Below are 25,220 nucleotides of genomic sequence, written 5' to 3'. Positions count from 1 at the left end.
CTTTGCGATCATAATTGACTTTTGTTAATTGAAAGATTTTGATCGATAATATCTAGTAAAGACGTTTTCATTCATTAAGTACAATTACTATCACCCAAGGTATTAATCTATATTTACTAATCCTTTTTCAATAAAATTTATGATCAGTTCATCAAACAAGTCTACTTCTTCCGGTACGACTTCGGAAAACAAAGCGGCTTTAGGTCGCCGGACCTTCCTCAAATCTGCTAGCTTAGCCTCTCTCTCTGCTGCTGCTATCTATGCTTCTTCTTGTACGGATCACAATGGTAACCCCATTCCAGACGGTACGGTTGATTTAGGTTCAGGAGACGTAGGAATTCTTAACTACGCTTATGCACTGGAACAATTGGAAGCCGCTTTTTATACGCAAATCGTAGCTACCCCGTATTCGGGTATCACTTCACAGGAACTGACCGTCATGACTGACCTCAAGAACCATGAAGTAGCTCACCGCGATTTCTTTAAAACTGCGATTTCCGCTGCTGCTCCAAGCATGGTTATTCCTTCACTGGAGGTTAATTTCTCAGCCATCGATTTCACAAGCCGTGCCAGTGTTTTGGCAACAGCAAAAGCATTCGAAAACCTGGGTGTAGCTGCCTATAACGGAGCAGGTAAATTTCTGAAAACACCTGTTTACCTGCTTCTTGCTGGTAAAATCGTTTCGGTGGAAGCTCGTCACGCAGCCATCATCAGTACTTTACTGGAGGGTTTCAATGGTCAGTTTACAGGCGGCCAAGTTGATGCCAATGGTTTAGATAAAGCAATGACCTTCGCAGAAGTATTGCCTATCGCTCAAACGTTTATCAAAACCAAAATTTCTGGTGTAAACTTACCTAAATAACTAACCCTATTTGCTATTATGAACTTGTTTGAACTTTTCGCAAAAATTGATGAACTTGATCCTGAATCAGGTGAACGTTTATCCTTCTATAATCGCCGTCACATCCTGAAAAATGGAGCTAAAGCTACTGCTCTGGCGGCACTACCTACTCTTTTCGCATCCGTAGTTAATAAAGCTTATGGTGCTGATTTACCCACTCAAACCCGCGGTGTACTCGAGTACGCATTAACGTTAGAATACCTCGAAGCAGATTACTACATGAAGGGTGTTCAAAGCGGCATCATTCCTCAGAATCAGCGTGAAGTCTTTGAAACCATCAGCAAACACGAAACGGCACACGTTCGTTTATTGGAAGGTGCGTTAGGCTTGTCTGCCGATGCTAAGAAACCTAAGTTTACTTACGCAGCTTATCCAGACGTATTCACCAATTATCAAACCTTCCTGGTTGTATCGCAATCTTTTGAAGACTTAGGTGTACGGGCGTATAAAAACGAAGCTAAAAACTTGATGGAATCTCCTGATTTATTACAGGTTGCTCTTCAGATCCATGCGGTTGAAGCTCGTCACGCGGCAGTTGTTCGCAGCATCCGTGGCCAGAAAGGCTGGATTGTAGGGAATGGCATGGAAAATGGCATGGCTCCTGCGGTTCCTGCTATTTACGAAGGTGAATTGAATACTGAGCAAGGCGGTGTTGAACTGGTAGGCAAAATTGCTGGTCAAGATAAAAATACGCTTAGCGAAGGTTTCGATGAGCCCCTGGGTAAAGATCAGGTATTAAGCATCGCTAAATCGTTCCTTGCTTAATAGGGAGAAACTTACTTTTATAAAAAGAAAAGGGGCTTTACAGTCCCTTTTCTTTTTATCCGACCTTAATGAAACAGAAAAAGGAAGACTTAAGTCTTCCTTTTTCTGTTAATCATCTATTCTTTACTACCAGGTAGTCGTAGTCGTGATTGTTTCTGTTAATACCGGAGTGGCAAAAAAATCAAGTAAATCCTGATTCAGTCGAGGCCATTCGGTATAGAAGAATCCATGAGGAGCTCCTTCGTAAGCTATCAATTGCGAATTAGGAATATTCTCTGAAAGTAACTTACCAGAGATTTCAAAAGGCACTACTTGGTCACTTGTACCATGAATAATGAGCGTTGGCACAGTAATACCTGGCAAGTCGGCCCGAAGATCCGCCTGGCTGAAAGTAAGTACGTTTTCTACCGTTGCCTTGGGCGAAGCTTCCATAGCAAGGCTGTGGAACCAATCGGCTAATTTGCTGCTTACCGGGTTATTGAGTAAACTAACCCCAAAGAACTGCTTTGAGAAATCTTCAATGAAAGCCGCCCGGTCCTGAAGTGACTTCTCAATCATGTCATCGAACGTACTTTTGTCCACGCCATCGGGAAAGTCTTCCGTTTTCAGCATATGAGGAGCAGCAGCTCCTAACAATACGAGCTTTGATACGCGTCTGCCTTGATGACGGGCCATGTAATGAATAGCTTCAGCACCTCCCTGCGAAAACCCAACCAATGTTACATCGTACAGATCCAGAGCGTCCAGCACAGCAGCCAGGTCGTCCGATAAGGTATCGTAATCATAACCCTGCCAGGGTTTATCAGAATCCCCGAAGCCGCGACGGTCAATCAGAATACAGCGATAATGATTTGCGATCTGATTAACCTGATATTCAAACATTTTATGATTTAAAGGCCAGCCGTGAAGAAAAACGACAGGTTGTCCTTGTCCCCAGTCTTCTACAAAGACCTGAACACCGGGAGCGGTTTCAATATAAGCCATACATAGGTGAGTTGAGACCAAAACAATGGTCGATGGTACATAATACGGCTATTATCAGAAAAAAGACGTTCCCTCGCAGAGGAAAATGAGCCTTATAAAAGTTGATGAACAGAATCCCCAATGTTCAGAGTATCAGTTCATACCCTGGGAAATATTATCTCAAATCATGATAAGTTGATTCATAAAAAAGCCTCGCTCCAGAAGAAGCGAGGCTCGTAAGAAAAGCGGAATTATTTATCGACTCAGATATAAGTTACGCTCGGCGTAAATCTTCTGGAAGACTTCATCCGTCAGATCATCAATGAAGTAAATGGCTTCACCCGTTGACTTCATTTCAGGCCCGAGTTCTTTATTTACTCCGGGGAATTTGTTAAATGAGAATACCGGAATCTTAATCGCATACCCGTTTTTCACCGGATTGAACTTGAAGTCCGTTACCTTATTCTCACCCAACATTACCTTCGTTGCGTAATTAACGTAAGGTTCCTGGTAAGCTTTACAGATGAAAGGCACCGTACGAGACGCCCGGGGGTTAGCCTCAATGATGTACACTTTTTCATCCTTAATGGCAAACTGAATATTCAGTAAGCCTTTGGTTTTCAGAGCAACCGCGATTTTCTTAGTGTATTCCTCAATTTGCTTGAGTACGTTTTCGCTCAAATCAAAGGTTGGTAATACCGCGTGAGAATCTCCCGAGTGAATACCTGCGGGCTCGATGTGCTCCATAATTCCGATGATGTATACATTTTCACCGTCACAGATGGAATCAGATTCCGCTTCGATTGCGTTTTCCAGGAAGTGATCCAGAAGAATTTTATTGCCTGGAATGTCACGGAGCGTATTCACCACGTGTTGTTCCAGTTCTTCTTCGTTAATCACAATCTTCATCGACTGTCCTCCTAATACGTAGCTAGGACGTACCAGTAGCGGGTAACCCAGCGTGCGAGCTACTTCCACCGCATGATCAGCGGATTCAACCGTATCGAATAATGGATAAGGCACATCCAGTTCACGAAGCAAGCTTGAGAATGCTCCGCGATCTTCGGCTAAATCCAGAGCTTCGAAGCTCGTTCCGATGATTTTGATACCGTATTTGGAAAGTTTCTCTGCCAGTTTCAGAGCCGTCTGACCACCCAACTGAACGATTACCCCTTCAGGTTTTTCGTGTTGAATAATGTCGTACACATGCTCCCAGAATACGGGTTCAAAGTATAATTTATCAGCAATGTCAGGGTCCGTCGATACCGTTTCAGGGTTCGAGTTAATCATGATCGTTTCGTACCCTGCTTCTTTCGCCGCTAACACGCCGTGAACGCAGGAATAATCGAATTCGATCCCCTGACCAATCCGGTTCGGTCCTGAACCTAAGATGACTACTTTTTTCTTATTCGAAACAACAGACTCGTTATCTTCTGCCTGTGAACCACTAGCAAACGTTGAGTAGAAGTAAGGCGTTTTCGCTTCGAACTCAGCCGCACAGGTATCTACGCATTTGTAGACCCGTTTGATACCCAGCTCATTACGTTTCTCATACACCTGGCTTTCCAGACAGTCGATCATGTGAGCAATCTGACGGTCGGCGAAGCCTTTTACCTTGGCTTCTTCCAATAAATCTTTCGAAATCGTATCGAGTGTATGTTTCTCGATTTCCTTCTCCAGACGAACCAGATCTTCCACCTGATATAAGAACCAGCGGTCAATCTTTGTTAATTGCTGAATTTTCTTGAACGAAATTCCTAAACGGAAGGCATCATAAATATGGAACAGACGATTCCAGGAAGGATTAGCCAGGGAGTGCAGGATGGCATTCTGATCCGTCAGTTCTTTCCCATCAGCACCCATGCCATTTCGCTTGATCTCCAGCGACTGACATGCTTTTTGAAGAGCCTCCTGGAAGTTGCGGCCAATACCCATGGCTTCGCCTACCGACTTCATTTGAAGTCCTAGACGACGATCTGAACCTTTGAATTTATCGAAGTTCCAGCGGGGTACTTTAACGATCACGTAGTCAATGGCAGGCTCGAAGAACGCTGACGTGCTGCCCGTAACGGGGTTGATCAGTTCGTGCAAACGGTAACCGATGGCCATTTTCGCAGCAATTTTCGCGATAGGATAACCGGTCGCTTTTGAAGCCAGAGCCGACGAACGTGAGACGCGAGGGTTAATCTCAATGGCGATGATAGCGTCGTTTTCGGGGTTAACCGAGAACTGAACGTTACATCCACCCGCAAATTTCCCGATGCCATCCATCATCATGATAGCCATGTCACGCATTTTCTGATACAGGGTATCAGGCAGCGTCATGGCAGGAGCCACCGTTACAGAATCGCCAGTGTGAACTCCCATCGGGTCAAAGTTTTCAATCGAGCAAACAATGATGAAGTTACCATCACCATCGCGGAGTAACTCCAGCTCGTATTCCTTCCATCCCAGAATCGATTGCTCAATCAGTACTTCATGCGTTGGCGAAGCGTGCAAGCCCCGATTCAGCATTTCATCAAATTCCTTGGGGTCATTCACGAAACCACCACCTGTTCCACCAAGGGTAAATGAAGGGCGGATTACCAGAGGAAAACCTACCTCCTGAGCGATTTCTTTTCCTTCCAGGAACGAACGGGCGGTACGTCCTTTACAAACACCAACGCCCAATTCCAGCATTTTCAGGCGGAATTTTTCGCGGTCTTCGGTCGTCTCAATGGCGTCAATGTCAACCCCAATGATTTCCACCCCGTACTTTTTCCAGATACCGGCCTTGTCACAGTCGATAGCTAAATTTAACGCCGTCTGGCCTCCCATTGTCGGCAAAACGGCGTCAACCTTGTGTTTTTCAAGAATCTCAATGATGGACTTTCGCTCCAACGGCTTTAGATACACATGATCGGCACTAATGGGGTCCGTCATGATAGTAGCGGGATTGGAGTTGATCAGAATGACCTCGATGCCCTCTTCTTTGAGAGTGAGCGGGCTGCCTGAGAGCCAGAATAGTCGAACTCGCAAGCCTGACCGATGATAATGGGACCAGAGCCAATGATCAGGACGGATTTGATGTCGGGATTTTTGGGCATTTTTTCAGGTATCTGTTAACAAGCCATTATCAATGATAATTCGTTGATTTTCAACGCGGACATCATTAACACGGACTAAATAACGATCAACATCCCGGAAGTGGCCGGGCAAAATTCGTGCAAAATTAGGAGTTTGACATATACAGAGTATACTCAAGGCGAAAATTTAATGAGGTAATTTTAAAATCATCCTTTCCTGGCTCCTAGTTTCCCTTTAAACTAGAGCGTCTTTTGTAGACATGGTAGCTTCTAGCTCCTCCTCACTAAATCTGTATTCGTTTACTAACTTCTGATAAGACTGCATTTCTGCTCTTTCATATAAATTGATATTGTTTTGCGTACTCAGTCCTGAGTTTTCTTCCCCCTCTACACCCGTCCACACATGAGTAGCATAAGGATCGATAGAGCTATTCTTAAATCGCAGGCCTTTGTGATTAAGAATACTAAACCATCTCGTTGCAATGTCTAAATCCATTTGACCAAAAATGAGCTTACGCACATAAGGCCTTACCTGCTTTAAATCAATCAAAGCTGCCCATTCATTCAATCGACACTCGGGTAAAGGCCAGGATTGATTATTAGCAGCAAAGTGCTGGTAGATTTCCTTCCGCGGAGCATAGAACTGCTCGCTTAGCTCTCCCAATTCCTTCCAATCAGGTTTGTAGTCGCCATACGTATCTGGAGTACATTTTTTAGCGTAAAAAGCCGGGCAATTCCAGCATTGTCCGATAGGCCCTACACCCGCAAAATGTCCCGATTTCATTTGTGCTAAATATGCTTCCAGGATATCTCCATGAAAAAGCATGTCATTATGAATGGTGAAGAGGTAGGGATTTTTACTCTTCTCAAAAGCATATTGATAACGAATCGATCTTCGGTAGGGAGTAAACCAATGCAAGGATTTACGGCTAGCCTTGAGCCCCATATAAAAACGAGGCTTCACATGAATAATTCGATCTTTAAAATGCCTGGACAAATAAGAAAAATCAGAATTATTAGGCTGGATTTTCTCTTCAATCAAATAGATTCTATCAATCCATTTACCAGAATGCTCTAATAAAGAGCTAATGGCTACTCCGGTCATTAAGGGTTTGCCATATACTTGTATAGCGACATCTACGGATTTTAAGGCTGGCATAGTTAGGAGGAAGGTATCTTACGCTACAAATATCCGAAATACTATGCAATCAGGCAGCTTAGAAGTTACAATTTACATATTCGTTATTAGCCACAGATTCCACTACATTACCTAGAACCCAGATAATGTATTCATCCTATCCTAAAACATCCTACTTGCATATAATTTTCGGCTGTTAATTAAGTTTTCGCTGACATAATGCTTTATTTTGATATAAGTCCCACTAATTTGTTGCTTATGAAACACTCATTTTATTCTTTTTCCCGAATTGCCATTATCTTGATTCTTCCCTTTTTCATAGCTAGTTGTGATGATTTTAAGTTTCTCACTTCTAAAAAACCTAATTCGGGTCACATCAGTGGTGGAAGTGGTGGTAGCGAAGGAGTTCCTCATCCTCCAGTCATCAGACCTTCATCAATAGTATATCTATCCTCCTCTAAACTAAGAGTTGGATTTAATATGCTTTATGGGGGAGCTATTACGCATCTATCGGGAGATGGACCTAATTTGATTAACAATTACGATTTAGGCCGTCAGTTGCAGTATGCTTACTATTCTTTTCCTGTAGACGGCTATCTTCCTAATGGTAATGTGCCTCACCCCGCTTGGACAGCTATTGGCTGGGATCCCATTCAGGCAGGCGATGTTTATGGGAATGGTTCGCAGGTAGTAGAACAACGTCAAAATGGGAATGAACTTTATTTTAAAGCAATTCCAAAGCAATGGGGTTATAACAATATGCCTTGTGAATGTTACGTAGAGACTTACGCAAAACTGACTGATAATGTACTAGAATTACGCCATGTTCTGCAAAATAACCGTACTGACTCTTTTACTCCTCTTGCTCGAGGCCAGGAGCTACAGGTAGGTTACTATACCCCTCAATTTAATGGGTTCAAGACTTACTGGGGCGACAAACCTTTCAGTAATGATGCAATCACTGAATTTGATCTGATGAATCCACCCGTTGGCGTTCCTGATTCTTATGGGGTAAAAATTATCGAAGCCTATACACCAGAGTCCTGGACTTTCCTTCATGGAGATAATGGCCAAGGGGTTGGTTTATTTGTTCCTACCTCTCATATGTTTGCTTCGAGATTTGTAGGAAAAACTAAAAATGGTGGAGAATTTGACTACAATACTTCTATTTCAGGAGGAAACACTACGGCCGTCCTTGATAAGAACATCCGTTATGAAAGTAAAGTGGCGATCATTTTAGGTAATGTCAATGAGGTTCGTAAATACGCGTATGACCATCGAAATGAGTTGATACAACCCGACTTTGATTTCTCTACTGATCGTCAGCACTGGACTTTCTACGAACCCGTTGACGATGGAGGTGTTCCTTTCAAAGGAGAATGGTCTATCAATTTGGACAAACATATTACGAATATATGGGGACCATTGGTAAGCTGGAAAGCAACGGATGTTCCTAAGTTATACTTCAGAATTGCTTATAAAGGTAGCGGAACAAAAATGAATATCTTCTGGGAGACAGCCAGAACTAGTGGATTAGAGCATGACTCGTATTCCCAGAATGTTAATCTTATTAATGATGGACAATATCACACCTATGAAGTTGATTTGTCTCGAAATTCAGGATGGCGAGGGCTTATTAAAAGAATTTCTATTACGCCTACGGTAGAATATAAAGTGGAAGCAGGGCAGTTTATGAAGATTAAATACATCTCAAAAACTAAGAAAGAATAGCTAAAAGAGGAAGCCTAGTCAAAGGCTTCCTCTTTTAGCTTATTTACCTCAACAAATTCTTCAATATCTCCACTTCAATCACTGGTGAAGAGCGTTCGTATAAGATTGAATAAACGGCATTCACTATGGGCATATCAACTTCATATTGCCGATTGATTTCGTAAATGGATTTAACAGCATAATACCCTTCAGCAACCATGTTCATTTCCATTTGAGCGGAGGTAACACTGTACCCCCGGCCAATCATGCTGCCAAAGGTTCGGTTTCGGCTGAACTGCGAATAAGACGTTACTAATAAATCCCCCAGATACGCCGAGCCCATCAGATCCCGATAATAAGGATAGATTACATCCAGAAACCGCTTAATTTCCTGCATGGCATTTGACACCAGTACGGCCTGAAAGTTATCGCCATACCCAATTCCGTGACAAATGCCACAGGCCAGAGCGATAATGTTCTTCATTACCGCACAATATTCCACTCCGTATAAATCCGTTAAGGGCTGGGTACTTACAAAGCGACAAGTCATTAAATCGGCAAAGGCCGTTGCCCGCTGGATTTCGGGCGAGGCAATGGTCAGATATGACTGTTTCTCCAAAGCCACTTCTTCGGCATGACAGGGACCCGCAATGACACAGAATTGATCCTGCGAAACGCCGTAGTTTTTTTCCAGCCAATCCGTTACCAGCAAGTTTTCTCCGGGAACCATGCCCTTGATGGCGGATACGACTGTCTTTCCCACAAAATCTTCCGGCCTTAATTCGGCAAGGGCTTCTGTAATAAATGCAGCAGGAACCGCCAGAATCACTACCTGACTTCCCTTCATAGCTTCGTGTAAACGAGTAAAGGGCTTCACCCGTTTGGGATGCAGCACTACGCCGCTCAAGTAGCGGGGGTTGCTGTGAAACTTACGAATATGCTCGGCATCTTTCCGATTTCGCAACCACCAGCGAATCTTGACTTCGTTTTCTGAAAGAATGCGGATAATGGCCGTTGCCCAGCTACCTCCACCAATAACCGTGATGGTTGTAGTATTTTTATTTGCTTCGTTCAATGCGGCTATCAAAAAATGTTCAATGCCAGACGTTAAAGAGGGTCATTCAAAAGAATTAAGCTCATGAAAAGACGGAGTAATCCCGAATTTCAAGGCTTCATACGCTCAGTATACAACGCTAACTACACGACAGGTTTCCTATTTCAAGTCGGTGAAAATACGGCATCTCCTTTAAAACACGCCCATTCGGTGGACAAAAACGTAGAATACTTTTTAATTTCTAACTTTTTTTCAATGTAAATATCAAACAAAAGGCCTTTGCATTCGTTTGGGAATCATCGAAAAAAACCCTTATTTTGCGGTTCTAATAAAATGGTCGTATGGCTTTAGTTAACAAAATCAGAGAACGTTCAGGAATTGCAATTACCATTATTGCCATCTCCCTCATCTTATTTATTGTGGGCGGTGACCTCCTCGGATCACGGGGACTTTTTGGAGGGAAGACTCAGAAAGTAGGTGAAATTGCCGGAAATAGCATTCTGGCCCAGGATTTCCAGAAAAAATTAGACCAGGCTCGTATGGAATACGAAGCTCAGTCCGGTCAATCCGCGAACGATCAGGTGATCGCTCAGCTTCGCGAGAAGGTTTGGAATGATCTGTTAATTGATTATGCGTATCAAAAAGAATTTGATGCCCTGGGACTGACGCTTTCAGAAGATGAAAAGCAGGACATGTTCTTTGGTAAATACATTGATCCCGCCGTTCGTCAGAGCTTCACCGATCCTCAGACGGGCATTTTCGATATCAATCGGGTAAAACAACAGCGTGCTCAAATTCAGCAATTACCTGCGGGTTCTATCCAGCAGTTGGGCTGGCAGGCGTTTGTGCGTGACATTCAGCGTCAACACCTGATGACTCGTTACGTGAACCTGATCCGCATGTCCAGTTACGTAACTACAGCAGAAGCGAAGAAGGATTACGAAGCACAAACGGCAAAAGTTGACGCGAAATACTTGTATGTTCCTTTCTACTCAATGGCGGATTCAACCATCAAGGTTACGGATTCTGAATTGAAAGATTACCTAAACGCTCACAAAGATGAGTATAAGGGTGCCAATACTCGTAGTCTGGATTATGTCGCTTTTGGAGTTGTTCCTTCGAAAGCCGATAGCCTTGCTCTTAAGAATACATTAACGCAATTAGCCAAAGATTTGGCTAAAGCTACAAACGATTCTTCGTTTGCACGTATGAATTCTGACGTACCGCATCCGCTGTACTGGAGTCTGCGTGACATGGACGATCAATTGAAAGAAGCGGTAAAAGGCTTCTTCCCCGGTCAGATTGCAGGTCCTTTCCGTACCGACAATACCTATACTATCTATAAGTATACAGGTATGAAACGTGACTCGCTTTATACCGTTAAGGCCAGCCACATTCTGATTCGTCCTACCAATCAGTCCGATTCGGCAAAAGCTTCGGCTCGCGTTCGTGCAGAGAACATTCTGAAAGAATTGAAAGGCGGAGCTGATTTCTCAGCAATGGCCGCTCAGTATGGCACAGACGGTACCGCTCAACGTGGAGGCGACTTGGGTTACTTCCAGAACAACGGTTCGATGGTGAAGCCTTTCGAAACCGCCGTATTTGCTTACAATGGCACGGGCCTATTACCAAATCTGGTTGAAACGGATTTCGGTTTCCACATCATTAAAGTAACAGAGCCTAAAAATAACGTTCAATACCGCGTAGTCGCTGTTTCGAAACAACTCGGACCCAGCCAGGCTACTCGTGATGAGGTTTATCGCAAAGCTGATGAATTTGCTGCCGCTAATAAAACGCTGGAGCAAATGGAAGCCGCTGCCAAGAAAGATAAATCTATCGTTCTTTTGAAAGCAAACCGTGTTCCCGAAGGTTCTACAAACCTGAACATGATGCAAAACGCTCAGCCTGTGATTCGTTGGGCTTTTGAAGACAAAACGGATGTAGGTGATGTTTCTCAGGTTTTTGAAGTAAACGATGCCTATATCGTAGCTGCCCTGACGGGTAAAACCTCTGAAGACGAAGTAAAAGTAGACGACTTCCGCGATGAGTTAACTGCGAAAGTTCGTAATCAGAAGAAAGGCGAAGAAATTCTGAAAAAGTTAAGCGGCTTAGCTGGTGCAGGTAGTCTGGAGCAAATTGCTCAGAAGTACGGTGCCGGTGCTTTAGTTGAAACAGCAAATGACCTGACTCTGAACAGCGGCTTACTGAACTCCGCAGGTGCTGATCCTACCGCCTTAGGTAAAGCATTTGGGATGAAAGCTGGTCAGAAATCGCAGCCCTTCAAAGGTGAAAGTGGTGTATTCATCATGGAAACCTTGAAGAAAATGGATGCTCCTGCCATTGCTGATTACAGCCAATACAAAAAGACCGCCCTGCAAACGGAATTACAACGCTCAGGTTACTTCGTAAACGAAGCCGTTCGTGAGAAAGCGAATGTGAAAGATTACCGGGCTAAATATTTTTAATCTCTACGGAGACGAAAGCACTGAAAACCTGGCTTCGGTCAGGTTTTCGCTTTTTAGAGCCTTGCTCTTTACTTTTGTATCTCTAATCACTAACGATGAAAGGCCTCTGGCCCAGCATCCAATCCATTATGACACAAGACAAGTTGAAAGACTTGAAGGCCAGCATAGAGGCCTTGAGGGGGTATCTTTGACTACGATGGGAAAAAGTACCAGATAGAAGAATTAGAACAAAAAACGCTTGATCCTGAATTCTGGAATGAACGGGAACGGGCGGAAAAAATTCTCAGAGAAATTCGTGGGCTAAAATTCTGGACGGATGGTTTCGATCAGCTCAATCAGCTTTTGGGCGATACCGAAACCATGATGGAATTTCAGGAGTTAGGCGAAGCTTCAGAAGCTGATGTAGATGCCGAAGCGGCCAAGCTGGAAGCTAAATTGGCTGAAGTAGAGTTCCGGAAAATGATGTCGGATGAAGGCGATAACATGGATGCCGTGCTGGAAATTAATGCCGGAGCGGGCGGAACTGAATCGCAGGATTGGGCGAACATGCTGTTGCGAATGTACACCATGTGGGCTCAAAAAAATAACTTCAAGATTAACGTCGTGAACGTGGCCGATGGCGATGTCGCGGGTGTTAAATCAGCAACGATTGAGATTTTGGGTGAATATGCTTACGGTAACCTGAAAGCAGAAATTGGCGTGCACCGTCTAGTTCGGATCTCTCCATTCGACTCTAATGCCCGTCGTCATACGTCCTTTGCTTCAGTCTTTGCCTATCCTTTGGTGGATGATACCATCGAGATTGAAATTAACCCGGCCGATATTGACTGGGATACGTTCCGAAGCGGTGGAGCCGGTGGCCAGAACGTGAATAAGGTAGAAACAGCTGTACGTTTGAAACACAAACCTTCGGGAATTATTATCGAGTGTCAGCAGGAACGCAGCCAGCTTCAAAATAAGGAAGTGGCGATGCGATTGCTGAAATCTCGACTTTATCAAATGGAGCTGGAAAAACGGCTGGCAGCTAAAGCTGAATTGGACGCAACCAAGCGAAAAATTGAGTGGGGTAGCCAGATTCGCAGTTATGTACTTGATGATCGCCGCGTGAAAGATCACCGCACGAATCACCAGACTTCAAACACTGACGCGGTGCTGGACGGAGAAATCAATGATTTCATCAAAGCATACTTAATGTCGGACGTAAGCGAAGAGCAGAGCTAAGCTCGGAGTAACATAAAAAGGGACAAAACCAAACGGCTTTGTCCCTTTTACTTTTTACCTGTTTGAACACTCTTTTACTCTACTTCTGGTTTTATTACCGTTACTTCATCCGTAACTGCCAGGGGTTGAGCTACCTTGCGACGCACTACCGGAGCCGATCTACGGGGAGAATCAACCGCTGTTCTTCTTTGAACGGGCTTATTACCTTCTTCCTTCTTGCCGCCTTTTTTTCTTCTCCCCCACCAAATCAGGAATCCGGTAACGGGCAAACTAGCTGAAATCAAACTGGCTAGGAAAGCCAGGATCTTCGTAGGTAAGCCCATCACAGCTCCCACATGCAGATCATAATTCATCCGACGGAGTTTATCGCCACCGTCCGCATCTTCGTATTTTCCACTGAAAGGTCCCGTCGCCTTTAGTGGTTTGAGAGTGAATTGATCGTACGTATAAACATCCGTTTTATAATAAGTCCCCGGCTTAAGATATACCGTGACACTAATGGCATCCTTGGGCGTTTGCGGCAGGTTCACAAACATGGCCTTCTGTGCTTTTCCCTGATCCGTCAGATTCAGCCATACTTTATCAACACTAGTAATAGTAACCGGAAGGTTTTGGGTTGTATCAGACAGGGCTGTATTCCGTTCAAACGACAAATTGCGACCACCTGTAGTTACCCAATATAACCCCTTACTAAACCACTGGAAACTGTATACCAGACCCGTTAAGGAAATAATGAGTAGGAAAAAGGTACTGTAAAATCCCCAAACATTATGTAAATCATAATTCATCCTTTTGAAGGTTCCATCCCATTTGACCTTGAAGCTTTTATCCCGATTGGCCTTATTCCACTTTTTAGGCCACCAGAGAATCATTCCACTAATTAAAAGGATAACAAAAATCAGGACAGCGACACCAACAACGGGCCGGCCAATGTCATAAGGCATCCATAAGGCCCGGTGGCCATTGAGTATAAAACGGAAAAAGTCAAAGTCTCCATCGTTTCCCCCACGAGCAATGGATTTTACCTTCAGCACCTCGCCTGTATAAGGATTTATATATACTGAAGTGAATTTGCTACCGCGTTTTTTGCGATCAAACTGACCCACAACGGCTGCTTCGTTCGGCTTTGTATAGGTTAGCGAAGTAGCTTTCTTCCCTTCTAATTTCTTCTCAGCAATGGCTATTAATTGTGAAGGAACCAGATAGGATTTAGGTTGCTCTTCAACAAAACGCCAGCTTTCGGTCATATCACGGATTTCTTCCTGGAAGACGTAAATACAACCCGTAATACTGACAATAAATACAATAATTCCCGAGGCCAGGCCGAGCCAGAGGTGAACTTGTCCGATGGCTTTCTTAAAAGTCATGGCTAGATTTGACTAATTAGTTATGAGAAAACTATACTTTGTGGAAGTACGCATTAAGAATCTAGTAAGCGACTCTCTAGAGGTATGACTCCAAAGGTAGTATATAAAATTTATATCTATTTAGTATAAATAAAAATAAGCTAAGGCATTCTACAAAAATGCTGGTCGTAAAACATCGACTATCTATTTTCTAGAATGCCTTAGCTGGAAATAGCCATTAGAATTTATCTCCTTTGCATGGGCTCTATAGTAATAATTGCTTTACCAGTGGAAAATTCTTTTGATCTTGCCCAATGCTCGTTAAAAGGAGGATTAGGATTCCCTGGAATTGCCTCTTCATCCCAATATAAGATCTTATCGTCCCACCGAATAATGGCATCATATAGCATATCTTACCCATCAGAACCTGTAGCCTATAGGTAGAAAAAACATTAGCAGTGTTACTTTCGGCCCATCTTTTTATCGAATTAGAATACTTACATCCAAGGCTTGAGCTTATACCTATGTTATACTTTGCGTATAAGAAGTAGCCTCTTCTTCTGTAATACTACTGCATATTGTTGTGTTAGCTGCTCTGAAAATAATCCTCAATGAAGTATTAGGCTTCTCTTCTAAAGATGTAGATCACTAAATTTGTATAGGGTAGATCCATGCAAGCCTTATGGCCATCATTCATTAGCATTAGTAAAATAGTACGGGTAATGCCAGGAGGGAAACTTAGACTTTGTTGTCATCATTACTTGGCATTTGCAATAGCTGATCAAAGAGTAGTGTAGAAAATATATCTTTAATAGGCTCTTTTTTAAGCCATTATAATCATCGCGACTTTATTTGTATGCAGTTAGTAACATATACCAAGTCAGGAAATGGCCCGGAACCTTTGCTGGCTTTTCATGGCATTGGGCAGGATCATACCGCTTACGAACCTTGGGTGAAGCTTTTGGGAGACCGATATACGATTTACGCCTTCGATTTACCTTTTCACGGCATGAATACCAAACGGCAGGTTCATCCGATTACGCTCGATAAAACTCAATGGAAACAGCAAATTTCGGACTTTCTGAAAAAAGAAGGCATTGTCCGCTTTAGCGTAGTGGGTTTCAGCATGGGTGGGCGATTTGCCCTGACTACGGTTGAAATGCTGCCTGATCAGGTTAACAAGCTATACCTGCTGGCTCCCGACGGCATTCTAAAGAATCCTTACTATACCTTCGCCGTTCGAAATCGATTGACCCGGCGAATTTTCAAATACGTTACGTTCAACCCTTCTCTGGTCATGAAATGGACGGGCGTTGGCGAACGTATGAAAATCATTCATCCGAGCATGTCCCGTTTTGTACACTGGATGCTGGATTCTCCTGAGAAACGGAAGCGGATTTTTTTATCCTGGGTTTCGTTTCGGCATTTCCATTTTTCGTTGCCCTCCCTCATCACCCTTTTTAATCGGCATGCTTTACCCATTCAATTTTATATGGGTGAATTTGACCGGATGATGCCTCCCGATTCTGTTCTACCCCTTACCACTAAGATTCCCACAGCCCAGCGATTCATTCTCAACTCGGGTCATAATCACATGATCGAAAAAACAGCAGAATTTCTAGCTCAACAGAACCCATAAAAAAAGCCCTGGATGTTGATCCAGAGCTTTTTAAGAAAATATGTTTATCAATTAAGGTTGATATCAATCGGAAGAGGAAGACAAGTTAGGCAACATCTGTTGTCACGTCTGTCTTGATTTGCTGGATTACTTTTCCAAACGTATGCTGAATTCCTTCCCATGCTCCCGTCAGGATACAGATTGGAATCAGAATCGGTGAAAAAATGATCCACTGCAAGAGCCGATAATGGTTCAAATTTTTCATTTCACTAGGGATTTAGGTGGTGCATTATTCAACTCCAGTAATTCCGCTAAAAAGTAATCATTGTTCCAGTCGAGTATAAATATACTGAATGGTGCTTCTTGCTTACTTTCTTTCTTAACTATGAATTCAAAATTAATAAATTATCGAATAAAACAAAAAATTCTTGCCATAATTCAATAAAATATTCTCATAAAATCTAGTAAAATGAGCCATTGAACTTTAAAAAAGCTCCCCTGTCCGGTATTTTGGCAAAATCCCCAAATGACTATACGCCTTTTCCGTCGCTTCTCTACCTCGGGAGGTACGCTTGAGATAACCTTCCTGAATCAGAAAAGGCTCATATACCTCTTCAATCGTTTCTGCCTCTTCTCCTACGGCCGTGGCAATGGTAGATAAACCCACAGGTCCCCCTTTGAATTTCTCGATGATGGTGCTCAAGATACGATTATCCATATCGTCCAGACCATTATGATCGACATCCAGAGCCGCCAGGGCCATTTCAGCGATGTCAACGGTGATACGCCCGCCGCCTTTTACCTGAGCAAAATCCCGCGTGCGTCGCAGGAGGTTATTAGCAATCCGTGGTGTTCCGCGACTCCGCCGGGCAATTTCAAAGGCTGCCTGTTCTTCCACTGGCATGTTAAGAATACTACAGGAACGCTTGATAATGGACGTTAGTAACTTCGCATCATAATATTCAAGTCGGGCATTAATTCCAAAACGAGCTCGCAAAGGTGAGGTTAATAAGCCCGCCCGCGTAGTTGCTCCAATCAGCGTAAAGGGATTCAGTCCAATTTGTACACTTCGAGCATTCGGCCCTGAATCCAGCAGAATATCGATTTTATAATCTTCCATCGCAGAATACAGGTATTCCTCCACGATGGGATTCAGTCGGTGAATTTCGTCAATAAAAAGAACATCGTGCGGTTGCAGGTTGGTCAGCAAACCCGCCAGATCACTCGGTTTATCCAACACGGGCCCTGACGTAATTTTAATACCCGCCCCGAGTTCATTCGCAATAATGTTGGATAAGGTCGTTTTTCCCAAACCCGGAGGGCCGTGTAACAACACATGGTCCAGGGCTTCTTCCCGCATTTTTGCCGCCGAAACGAATATTTTCAGGTTTTCAAGAATCTTATCCTGGCCCGTAAAATCGCCAAAACTTAAAGGCCGAAGGGCTCTTTCTACTTCCCGATCATCTTTCGATAGGGTTTCTCTGTCCCCTTTCAAATAATCTTCCCGCATGCTTCAGTCACAGTTTAATATCTACTAGTCAAATTTAGCAGATTCTGTGCGGCAAAAGCCAATTCCCGGATGGAATGTCAAAAATGACCCTGAATTATCCGCAGGATTTCGAAGAAAATCAGTAGGCCACTGTTTACATGCACTCGGCTCAAGCTTTCGTAGCTTAATTGACAAATTTCTTCTCTTTTCGAGTTAGAAAGGGTAACCAGCTTTCATCGTTAATACCCGAAAAGTCCCGGATGAACATAATAAATGAAGGCTTATAAGGTCGCTGCCGCAGCACCATTCCGGCTTCCTCAGGGGTGAAATCACCTTTGCGGGAGTTACAGCGTTTGCAGGCCGTAGTAAGGTTGTCCCAACTGGATTTACCGCTTCTCGATTTAGGTAATACGTGGTCCAGCGTCAAATCATCCGACGTTCCACAGTATTGACACTGATGGCCATCGCGTCTAAAAATATTCTGACGCGTTAACATCACTCCCCGATAAGGCAAGTATACGTACTTGTGCAGGCGAATAACCGTCGGCAAGGGAAAAGATTGAGAAATGCTCCGAAGGTTTTCCGTTTGAGACTCTGAAATCAAATCGGCCTTTTTAAGGTAAACTAGTAAAAAAGCTTTGGCGACCGAGCATATCGTCAAGGCTGAGTAATCCTGATTCAGCACTAATACTTTTCTGCCCATGGTATTGCGAGAGTTTTGACGCTAAGCAAGTTAACGTTTTTACTTTACAATAACGGAGCGGACACAGAAAAATAATATATGGGTAAAGAAAAGCTTTTCCGCTGGCTTTCAACGGGAATGAAGGGGGAGGGTTATCGTCAACACCGTTCCTTTTTGCGGGATGGAATGGGCGACTATTTTTCCCCGATGACTTTCTACAATCTTTTTACAGAAGGCTAAACCCGCTCCGTAACCCGGCGAATTGCGGTTGAGCTGATTGAATAACCGGAAAATATCTTCCTTGTATCGGTCATCAAAACCGATACCATTATCCAGAATTCGAATTTCAACAGATTGGGAATGTAATTCGGCTTCAATTCTGATTTGCAAAGGCCGACTGGGGTGTGCGAATTTGGCGGAATTATCAAAAAGTTGATAGAAAAGGGTCTGAATCATCGTTCGCTGCCCCTTAATAACGGGTAACTGGGTTTTCTCCAATACCGTTGTGTTAAGTCCGTTTTCATCACTTACACGTAGCCAGCTTTTTTCTACCATTTCGTTGAGATCTATAGATTTCAACGTCCGTTTTTCATTGGTTGCAAAAGACGTGTATTGGCGAATGGAATCCAGCAATTGCAGAGCCTGGTAGCTTTGATCGTTAGTTACCTGAAGTAACATTCGGCTTTCGGCAGTAATCTGATTTTGGGTATTCCCCCGAATCATATCTATATAGAGTAAAATCTTACGCAGAGGCTCTCGCAGGTCGTGAGCAAAGATTTTATTCATTAATAACCAGTCGTTATCCAACGAAGTAAACGAAGCAGGTTGCCGCTCTTCATCTTTGGGCTTTAGAGTAATCTGAAAGGTCTTCTGATTAGCCAACCGGGTTTCATGAATCTGGTAATGAAACTCAATCCATGTCATTTCCGGGTTTAACAAAGTCAATGTTCCCGTAGGTTGGGCCTGTAAGCGTTCCCAGGTTGTTTGTAGCAGAAAAAGATCTAAGGGTTGGTCAAGAATATGAATAGCTGAAAGCCCGGTTATCTGTAGCAGATGATAACTGAAATCTAAGATCATTCCGGAAGAAGATACAGTGATGAAGCCAGCGGTCTCCTTCGTATCTGAGTGATTCATACCTTAATTAATTCCTAATCAAATGGGGGCAGTTTCCAGCACAATACTAAGGAATCCAACCTACCCGATTAATTACCTAACCAGCATAAGTAGTCAAGTGTTTTATCAGATGATAATTACTTAAACCTCTATTTTATGAGCCAACAAATTAAGATTCAATCTTTTGGATCCGGTTTAATTTCCTCGTCTGTCCTGAAATAAAATCGTAATTTTAAAACTCCATGCTTTTGTCTGGTGTTAAGTATGAACTTTCTCCCGGCTTTTAATTTATCCTGGCTTTAATACTGGCCAGCACTGATTGAACAGTATCCCAAAGATATGCAAAATATAGATATTCAGGCTTGCGAACACGAACCCATCCGGCATTTGGGACATATTCAGGCTCATGGTTATTTATTAGCCGTTGATGCCTCTTTTCGAGTTCGTCAGCTCAGTACTAACTTAGAAGAATTACTCGCCAGTACAGCCGAAAATATTATTAACCAGCCGCTCCAATCGCTTTCAATGAAGGAATTAAAAGGAGGAGAGCTGGTTCAGTTAATTCAGATTGCCCAAAAGCAGGGCTCTTTTGAAGGCATGACGCCCTTTAACGTCCATATTGATGGCCGGGAATATTACCTGGTTATTCATCTCATGGATGATTTATATATGCTGGAATTTGAACCCAAAAATGAGGTTCTTTTTCCAGGTACTTTGCAGGTTTTGGTCAGCCGGGTCATGTCCAGTATGCAGCAAAGCAAAAGCATTCAGGAGCTACTGGAGCGGGTAGTGGTGGAAATGAAGGCTATCACGCAGTATGACCGGGTCATGATTTACCGTTTCGACGAAGATTGGAACGGCGAAGTAGCGGCGGAGGCCAAAGAAGACCATCTGGAAACTTTTCTGGGCCTGCATTATCCTGCCTCTGACATTCCTAAACAGGCACGTGAGTTATATAAAACGAACTTTGTTCGTACGATCATTGATTCCCAAGCTCGCTCGGTTGCCATTTATCCGGGCATGAATATGGAAACCCGGCAGCCTCTGGACCTGAGTCAGTCTATTCTGCGGGCCGTTTCTCCCGTTCATATTGAGTATCTGAAAAATATGGGCGTTCGCTCCAGCATGAGTTTCTCGCTTTTATACAAAGGGGAACTCTGGGGGCTGATTTCCTGCCATCATTACGATGATCCACGTCTGGTTGACTATAACTCCCGAATGTCTGGGAAAATGATTAGTCAGCTTCTTTCAGCGGCCTTGGAATTCCGCAAGGATGAGGAAGACCTAAGCATGGTTAATCGCCTCTGGCGGAATGAACAGATACTTTTCGAGCAAATGCAACGCGACTGGAATGTCGTTCAGGGCTTAACCCAAAAGGCCACTACAGTTCTGGATATATCGCTAGCCTCTGGAGCGGCTTTGCTCTTTGAAGGGAAGGTACATACCGTTGGAAAAACGCCGTCTGAAAGCCAGATTTTAAAAATAGCTGATTGGCTAAAAAATAATAAGGTAGATACCATCTTTCACACCCATCAGTTTTCCAAAGTTTTCGGCCCCGCCATCGACTACCGCGACGACGCATCGGGCATGATGGCTATTGTGATTTCACGGCAGTTGGAAGAATACCTAATCTGGTTTAAGCCGGAGGTTATGCAACAAGTGGCTTGGGGGGGAAATCCAGATGATAAACAGGTATGGACGGACGAAGCTGGAAGAAACCGCCTGAGCCCACGGAAGAGTTTCGCGAAATGGACGCAATTGGTTAGAAATACCTCCGAATCATGGAAGCAGGCTGAAATCAATACGGCCTTGAAAATTCGAGAGGATATTCTTCAGATTGTTACTCAAAAAGCCAATCAGATTCGCATTTTAAATGAGCAGTTAAAGTTAGCTTACGAAGAGCTAGACACGTTCAGTTATACTGTTTCGCACGACTTACGGACGCCGCTGGCTTCGATCAAGACCTATTCAGAAGTATTTCTGATGGATTATGGTGATCGGCTCGATGAGGAAACAATTCCCCTTTTTGAGAAAATTGTTTCTGCCAGTAATAAGATGAGTGATCTCATCCGGGAAATTTTACATTATGCTCGTAGTGGTCGCACGGAAATGTCGGCGGAGCCTCTTCCTATGAAAGATTTATTATATAACTTAAGGGAAGAACTGTTAGTTACTAACAAAAATGAATTACTAACCATTGACATTGGAGAGACCCCACCGATCAAGGGCGATAAAACCATGATTATGCAGGTTTTCACCAATTTATTGACTAATGCCATTAAGTATTCTCAAACGGCCGAACATCCTTGCGTTACTGTTAAGGGCATTCAAACGAACGAGGAGGTTATTTATTCCGTCACGGATAATGGCATTGGTATTGATATGAATCAAAGTGGTAAGGTTTTTGATTTATTTAAACGGTTAGATAATGCAAAGGAATATGAAGGGCATGGCGTAGGGCTGGCCATCGTTAAACGGATCATGCAAAGGCATCATGGTAAAGTATGGTTCTTTAGTGAGCCGGGCCGTGAGACTACCTTTTATGTTTCATTTCCCCTAGCCTAAACTTAATACAGGTATGATTGATGTATTGTATGTAGAAGACAACCCAGATGATGTTGACATCTTCAAACGGGTTATTGGAAAAATAAATCAGCCTCCTACTTATAAAGTTATTACGACCGGTAATGAAGCCGTTGATTACGTGTTGAGCCGGGGTAACTACCAAACAGAGGAAGCTATTCTTCCTAAAATGTTATTACTTGACCTAAATCTACCTGGTAATAACGGTTTTGAAGTTTTACAGCAGATTCGTTCCAATGCCAAAGGACGTTATCTGCCGATCGTCGTTTACAGTACTTCAGACAACCCTAAGGATATGCGGGAAGCTTTCGATCTGGGGGCGAATGCCTATCTGGTGAAACCCGGAGGTTACCGCGAGGTAAGCGATATGTTGCAACGGGCTCTGGATTTCTGGCTCGCTCAAAAAGCCAATCAATAATTATTCATGGGAGAAATTTTAAGTCAGCTTAAAGAACAGACTCGGGAGTTACATGAACAAACCGAACAATTGTTTTATACCGATGCTTTGAAAGGCGGAACTTTAACTACCGATCAATATAAGCATTTATTACAGGCTCATCTGGCCTTTCATAAAGCTCTAGAAGTTGCCTTAAGTACAATTGATAACTATCCACTGGAAGAACGCCGGAAAGCCGCCTGGATTGAAGCCGATTTAACGGCCATACAAGCATCTCCCAAGACCGCTCCTAGCACCGTTTTCGAAGGATGGAATACATCAGAATTACTGGGGGCCGCTTACGTAGCGGAAGGCTCCATGCTAGGTGGACAAGTCATTAAACGCTGGTTACAGGCTCATCCTGAATTAGGGACATATGCCGGAGAATCAAAGTTTTATAATGGATACGGTAAAAATACAGGCGAACGCTGGAAGTCTTTTGGTACCTATCTGATAACAAATGCAGCAGGACATGAGCCTGCCATTGTAGAAGGAGCGAAGAAAGCATTTAAAGCTTATCAGGCTATTTTCAAGGCAGTAGCTTAAATAAAGCTGTATAAAAAGAGGCTGTTTCACCCTAATGAAACAGCCTCTTTTTTGTGTGCATGAATGCCTGTTTAAGGCTTGGAAGCACTGAATTTTTCCACCAAATGGAACGTATGCTCCAGGGCTTTATGGTCTCCCCAGGTATCATGTCCTGGAATGACCCACCTGGGAGAGCCAAATGCTTGCATCAGTCGTTTCATCGACTTTCCCCATTCTTTCAGGTTCGCATCCGCGATGTTACCCATGCCGAAAGTGGCTACGCTTTTCACCAGACATCCTCCGTGCAGAATTTTATAGCTGGGTAACCAAACCACTATGTTGTCGCTGGTATGGCCTTCTCCGGGAAAATAACACCGGAAAGGTACTTTTCCGATGGTAAAGCTCGTATCAGACGGCAAAATGGCCTCAGGTGACTCATAACCTTCTTTGATTGATTTCTGAGCCGTCAGGGGCGTGCTAATAACACGAACGCCCGCTTTCTTTAATTCGCTTATGCCCCCTACCCGATCGTCATGCGAGTGCGTCACGATGCAGAGCTTTACAGGCTGATGCAAATGCTGGTCAACCCAGTGCAGAATTTGTCGGGTATTATCGGTATCTGCTTTCGTATCCCAGCCAGTATCGATTAATACGACACCCTCTTTTGTGTTTACGATCAGTCCATTGGAAGGAATCGCCTGATTCTGATAGATGCCATAAGTAACGTGAACATAGACATCTTTCTGAAGCTGACTCACTTCTAGAGGCGGCTTTTTGATAGTCTGGCCTTGCGTTATTCCCAACGAGAAAGCGGAAAGAGCAAGAATAATCAGAATACGCATGAGTATTAGGTAAAGATTTGTATTGAGAAGGAAAGTTAATACATCTCTTTCAAAAACGAAGCTCACGAAAAAGCAGGATAGAGAATGAAACCCGATGATCAGACCTCTTTCAAACCAAAAGGATATATAAAGAAAAAGCCTGACAAGCGATTGCTTATCAGGCTTTTGTACCCGGGACGAGACTCGAACTCGTACAGGCATCACTGCCCAAAGGATTTTAAGTCCTTCGTGTCTACCATTCCACCACCCGGGCCTCACAAAAAAAGCTCCGACCTGCGGAGCCTTTATGCTGAGCGAAAGACGGGGTTCGAACCCGCGACCTCGACCTTGGCAAGGTCGCGCTCTACCAGCTGAGCTACTTTCGCTTGTTATTATTTTTACTGTGTTACCCGTCGTTTGGGAATGCAAATGTACGCTCGAAAAAAGGGGTTTGTCAAGAGTAGAGTAAAAAAAGTTACGGTTTTTTTTACTCAAGTTATTTCTCAAGCCAATAAATATCTAAAAATCAATAACTTATTTCTTGAAAATATTTTTAAAAAATCTATTTAACTTTGATACTAGTCATTTCATTAATTCTCCATTTAACTTTACACACTCATCACCTAAGCGAGTTGGGAGGTTTTTGTGATGATCCTTTATCGATGTTTAATAACTCCCATTTGAAAAGTATATGCTTCAACGTCCCCAAACTTTATTTCTAGCTCTGATTATTGTTTCTATGGGTCTGTTTCTTGGTTTTCCCGTTTGGGAAAAAACCGTCGGAGGACAGTCCGCTACTTTAAGTGCTTTTTCTCTAACTTATACCAACGCAGCAAGTCAGGTTGTAGAAGAATCCAAGTGGTATCTAGCGGCTTTAGCCATTCTTGCGGCGGGTCTGGCTTTGTTTTCGCTGGTTCAGTTTACGAACCGCGTTCGGCAAATGCTCTTGAATCTGGTAAATACATTGGTAATGATTGCCCTGCTGGGTCTTTCTACATACGAATCTCACATTAAAGCAAATGGCTTATTTAATCCTGAAACGCCCGGTAGCTTTAAAATAGGCTTTTTTGCCATTGCTGTGGCTCTTCTTGCCAATGTAGCAGCCAATCGCTTCATCCGAATTGATGAAAGAAAAGTGAAAGATGCCTTCGAACGTCTTCGCTAGTAAGTCAATTACTGACGAGGCGTAAGGCTTTACTGCCTCATTTTCTTTCCTAATAGAAAAAGATTTTGGGTCTGTCCAGAGTTTTTTTATTAATTTCAATTCTGATTCCCGACGTATAGCGTCAGGATATATTTCCCCTTAATAGCATCTAACCATCAAT

Annotated in this window: 19 protein-coding genes, 2 tRNA genes and 1 pseudogene; 10 read left to right on the top strand and 12 right to left on the bottom strand. The window is 43.3% G+C overall.

Features of this window, described 5'->3' with window-relative positions; translation table 11 throughout:
- Positions 1–139 precede the first annotated feature (139 nt).
- Entirely contained in the window at positions 140–862 is a 723-nt protein-coding gene (locus QE390_RS09295; RefSeq protein WP_307141945.1) for a ferritin-like domain-containing protein, read from the top strand.
- An 18-nt stretch (positions 863–880) separates the two neighbouring features.
- Positions 881–1,666 carry a ferritin-like domain-containing protein gene (locus QE390_RS09290; RefSeq protein WP_307141944.1) on the top strand — a complete coding sequence of 262 codons (786 nt, stop codon included), beginning with the start codon at positions 881–883 and terminating at the stop codon, positions 1,664–1,666.
- 126 nt (positions 1,667–1,792) lie between these two features.
- On the opposite strand, the gene QE390_RS09285 is transcribed toward QE390_RS09290, so the two are convergent.
- The 3 genes and pseudogenes from QE390_RS09285 to QE390_RS09275 form a co-directional block, all read right to left on the bottom strand.
- Positions 1,793–2,650, bottom strand: a complete 858-nt coding sequence (locus tag QE390_RS09285) for an alpha/beta fold hydrolase (protein WP_307141943.1) — start codon at positions 2,648–2,650, stop codon at positions 1,793–1,795.
- 234 nt (positions 2,651–2,884) lie between these two features.
- Positions 2,885–5,715: pseudogene (gene carB, locus QE390_RS09280) on the bottom strand (carbamoyl-phosphate synthase large subunit).
- A gap of 214 nt (positions 5,716–5,929) precedes the next feature.
- Entirely contained in the window at positions 5,930–6,853 is a 924-nt protein-coding gene (locus tag QE390_RS09275; protein WP_307141942.1) for a hypothetical protein, read from the bottom strand.
- 237 nt (positions 6,854–7,090) lie between these two features.
- Here QE390_RS09275 and QE390_RS09270 point away from each other — a divergent pair, with 237 nt between their 5' ends.
- Positions 7,091–8,563, top strand: coding sequence for a hypothetical protein (locus QE390_RS09270; RefSeq protein WP_307141941.1), 1,473 nt, complete (start codon positions 7,091–7,093; stop codon positions 8,561–8,563).
- Between the two features lie 43 nt (positions 8,564–8,606).
- On the opposite strand, the gene QE390_RS09265 is transcribed toward QE390_RS09270, so the two are convergent.
- Positions 8,607–9,617 (bottom strand): NAD(P)H-dependent glycerol-3-phosphate dehydrogenase, encoded by a 1,011-nt coding sequence (locus QE390_RS09265; RefSeq protein ID WP_307141940.1) that lies wholly within the window; start codon positions 9,615–9,617, stop codon positions 8,607–8,609.
- A gap of 320 nt (positions 9,618–9,937) precedes the next feature.
- On the opposite strand from QE390_RS09265, the gene QE390_RS09260 reads away from it, so the two are divergent.
- Complete coding sequence (locus tag QE390_RS09260) at positions 9,938–12,061, top strand: peptidylprolyl isomerase (RefSeq protein WP_106636689.1); 2,124 nt, start codon at positions 9,938–9,940, stop codon at positions 12,059–12,061.
- Positions 12,062–12,189: 128 nt separating this feature from the next.
- Positions 12,190–13,282, top strand: a protein-coding gene (gene prfB / locus QE390_RS09255; RefSeq protein ID WP_157830337.1) for a peptide chain release factor 2 whose coding sequence is annotated in 2 segments (ribosomal slippage) — positions 12,190–12,249 and positions 12,251–13,282 — 1,092 coding nt in all. Because the reading frame shifts where the segments join, the coding sequence is not laid out codon by codon here.
- A 74-nt stretch (positions 13,283–13,356) separates the two neighbouring features.
- Here the strand turns inward: prfB and QE390_RS09250 are convergent.
- The gene (locus QE390_RS09250; RefSeq protein WP_307141939.1) at positions 13,357–14,649 is read right to left on the bottom strand and encodes a PepSY domain-containing protein; all 1,293 of its coding nucleotides are present in this window, start codon (positions 14,647–14,649) and stop codon (positions 13,357–13,359) included.
- Between the two features lie 835 nt (positions 14,650–15,484).
- Here QE390_RS09250 and QE390_RS09245 point away from each other — a divergent pair.
- Positions 15,485–16,267, top strand: coding sequence for an alpha/beta fold hydrolase (locus QE390_RS09245; protein ID WP_307141938.1), 783 nt, complete (start codon positions 15,485–15,487; stop codon positions 16,265–16,267).
- An 85-nt stretch (positions 16,268–16,352) separates the two neighbouring features.
- Here the strand turns inward: QE390_RS09245 and QE390_RS09240 are convergent, their stop codons facing one another.
- From QE390_RS09240 to QE390_RS09225, 4 genes are all read right to left on the bottom strand, one after another.
- Positions 16,353–16,511, bottom strand: coding sequence for a hypothetical protein (locus tag QE390_RS09240; RefSeq protein WP_198555235.1), 159 nt, complete (start codon positions 16,509–16,511; stop codon positions 16,353–16,355).
- 219 nt (positions 16,512–16,730) lie between these two features.
- Entirely contained in the window at positions 16,731–17,756 is a 1,026-nt protein-coding gene (ruvB, locus tag QE390_RS09235) for a Holliday junction branch migration DNA helicase RuvB (RefSeq protein WP_307141937.1), read from the bottom strand.
- Between the two features lie 163 nt (positions 17,757–17,919).
- Positions 17,920–18,438 (bottom strand): HNH endonuclease, encoded by a 519-nt coding sequence (locus tag QE390_RS09230; RefSeq protein ID WP_307141936.1) that lies wholly within the window; start codon positions 18,436–18,438, stop codon positions 17,920–17,922.
- Between the two features lie 108 nt (positions 18,439–18,546).
- Positions 18,547–19,551, bottom strand: a complete 1,005-nt coding sequence (locus QE390_RS09225; RefSeq protein ID WP_307141935.1) for an ATP-binding protein — start codon at positions 19,549–19,551, stop codon at positions 18,547–18,549.
- 318 nt (positions 19,552–19,869) lie between these two features.
- Here QE390_RS09225 and QE390_RS09220 point away from each other — a divergent pair, with 318 nt between their 5' ends.
- Genes QE390_RS09220 through QE390_RS09210 form a run of 3 tightly spaced genes read left to right on the top strand, consistent with a single transcriptional unit; the run spans position 19,870 to position 23,095 of the window.
- The gene (locus QE390_RS09220) at positions 19,870–22,095 is read left to right on the top strand and encodes an ATP-binding protein (RefSeq protein WP_307141934.1); all 2,226 of its coding nucleotides are present in this window, start codon (positions 19,870–19,872) and stop codon (positions 22,093–22,095) included.
- Positions 22,096–22,108: 13 nt separating this feature from the next.
- Positions 22,109–22,531, top strand: coding sequence for a response regulator (locus QE390_RS09215; protein ID WP_106636679.1), 423 nt, complete (start codon positions 22,109–22,111; stop codon positions 22,529–22,531).
- A 6-nt stretch (positions 22,532–22,537) separates the two neighbouring features.
- On the top strand, positions 22,538–23,095 hold the full coding sequence (locus QE390_RS09210) for a biliverdin-producing heme oxygenase (RefSeq protein ID WP_307141933.1): 558 nt from the start codon (positions 22,538–22,540) through the stop codon (positions 23,093–23,095).
- Positions 23,096–23,166: 71 nt separating this feature from the next.
- On the opposite strand, the gene bla is transcribed toward QE390_RS09210, so the two are convergent.
- The 3 genes from bla to QE390_RS09195 all read right to left on the bottom strand — a co-directional run bounded on the left by bla (position 23,167) and on the right by QE390_RS09195 (position 24,281).
- Positions 23,167–23,916, bottom strand: a complete 750-nt coding sequence (bla, locus tag QE390_RS09205; RefSeq protein WP_307141932.1) for a subclass B1 metallo-beta-lactamase — start codon at positions 23,914–23,916, stop codon at positions 23,167–23,169.
- Positions 23,917–24,084: 168 nt separating this feature from the next.
- Positions 24,085–24,169, bottom strand: a tRNA-Leu gene (locus tag QE390_RS09200).
- Positions 24,170–24,208: 39 nt separating this feature from the next.
- Positions 24,209–24,281: transfer RNA gene (locus tag QE390_RS09195), tRNA-Gly, on the bottom strand.
- A gap of 305 nt (positions 24,282–24,586) precedes the next feature.
- On the opposite strand from QE390_RS09195, the gene QE390_RS09190 reads away from it, so the two are divergent.
- The gene (locus QE390_RS09190; RefSeq protein ID WP_106636676.1) at positions 24,587–25,060 is read left to right on the top strand and encodes a DUF4293 family protein; all 474 of its coding nucleotides are present in this window, start codon (positions 24,587–24,589) and stop codon (positions 25,058–25,060) included.
- Positions 25,061–25,220: the final 160 nt, after the last annotated feature.

Origin of the sequence: Siphonobacter sp. SORGH_AS_1065 (assembly GCF_030818595.1) — a bacterium.
GTDB lineage: Bacteria > Bacteroidota > Bacteroidia > Cytophagales > Spirosomataceae > Siphonobacter.
Note: the sequence above shows the minus strand (reverse complement) of the source record. Positions and strands in the feature narration are given on the sequence as shown.

Bases quoted from the DNA above. Each gene is read 5' to 3' on its own strand.
- QE390_RS09245 (WP_307141938.1), top strand. From the start codon at position 15,485: ATGCAGTTAGTAACATATACCAAGTCAGGAAATGGCCCGGAACCTTTG.
- QE390_RS09290 (WP_307141944.1), top strand. From the start codon at position 881: ATGAACTTGTTTGAACTTTTCGCAAAAATTGATGAACTTGATCCTGAA.
- QE390_RS09230 (WP_307141936.1), bottom strand. From the start codon at position 18,438: ATGGGCAGAAAAGTATTAGTGCTGAATCAGGATTACTCAGCCTTGACG.
- bla (WP_307141932.1), bottom strand. From the start codon at position 23,916: ATGCGTATTCTGATTATTCTTGCTCTTTCCGCTTTCTCGTTGGGAATA.
- QE390_RS09275 (WP_307141942.1), bottom strand. From the start codon at position 6,853: ATGCCAGCCTTAAAATCCGTAGATGTCGCTATACAAGTATATGGCAAA.
- QE390_RS09215 (WP_106636679.1), top strand. From the start codon at position 22,109: ATGATTGATGTATTGTATGTAGAAGACAACCCAGATGATGTTGACATC.
- QE390_RS09260 (WP_106636689.1), top strand. From the start codon at position 9,938: ATGGCTTTAGTTAACAAAATCAGAGAACGTTCAGGAATTGCAATTACC.
- QE390_RS09190 (WP_106636676.1), top strand. From the start codon at position 24,587: ATGCTTCAACGTCCCCAAACTTTATTTCTAGCTCTGATTATTGTTTCT.
- ruvB (WP_307141937.1), bottom strand. From the start codon at position 17,756: ATGCGGGAAGATTATTTGAAAGGGGACAGAGAAACCCTATCGAAAGAT.
- QE390_RS09285 (WP_307141943.1), bottom strand. From the start codon at position 2,650: ATGGCTTATATTGAAACCGCTCCCGGTGTTCAGGTCTTTGTAGAAGAC.
- QE390_RS09295 (WP_307141945.1), top strand. From the start codon at position 140: ATGATCAGTTCATCAAACAAGTCTACTTCTTCCGGTACGACTTCGGAA.
- QE390_RS09210 (WP_307141933.1), top strand. From the start codon at position 22,538: ATGGGAGAAATTTTAAGTCAGCTTAAAGAACAGACTCGGGAGTTACAT.
- QE390_RS09225 (WP_307141935.1), bottom strand. From the start codon at position 19,551: ATGAATCACTCAGATACGAAGGAGACCGCTGGCTTCATCACTGTATCT.
- QE390_RS09220 (WP_307141934.1), top strand. From the start codon at position 19,870: ATGCAAAATATAGATATTCAGGCTTGCGAACACGAACCCATCCGGCAT.
- QE390_RS09270 (WP_307141941.1), top strand. From the start codon at position 7,091: ATGAAACACTCATTTTATTCTTTTTCCCGAATTGCCATTATCTTGATT.
- QE390_RS09250 (WP_307141939.1), bottom strand. From the start codon at position 14,649: ATGACTTTTAAGAAAGCCATCGGACAAGTTCACCTCTGGCTCGGCCTG.
- QE390_RS09240 (WP_198555235.1), bottom strand. From the start codon at position 16,511: ATGAAAAATTTGAACCATTATCGGCTCTTGCAGTGGATCATTTTTTCA.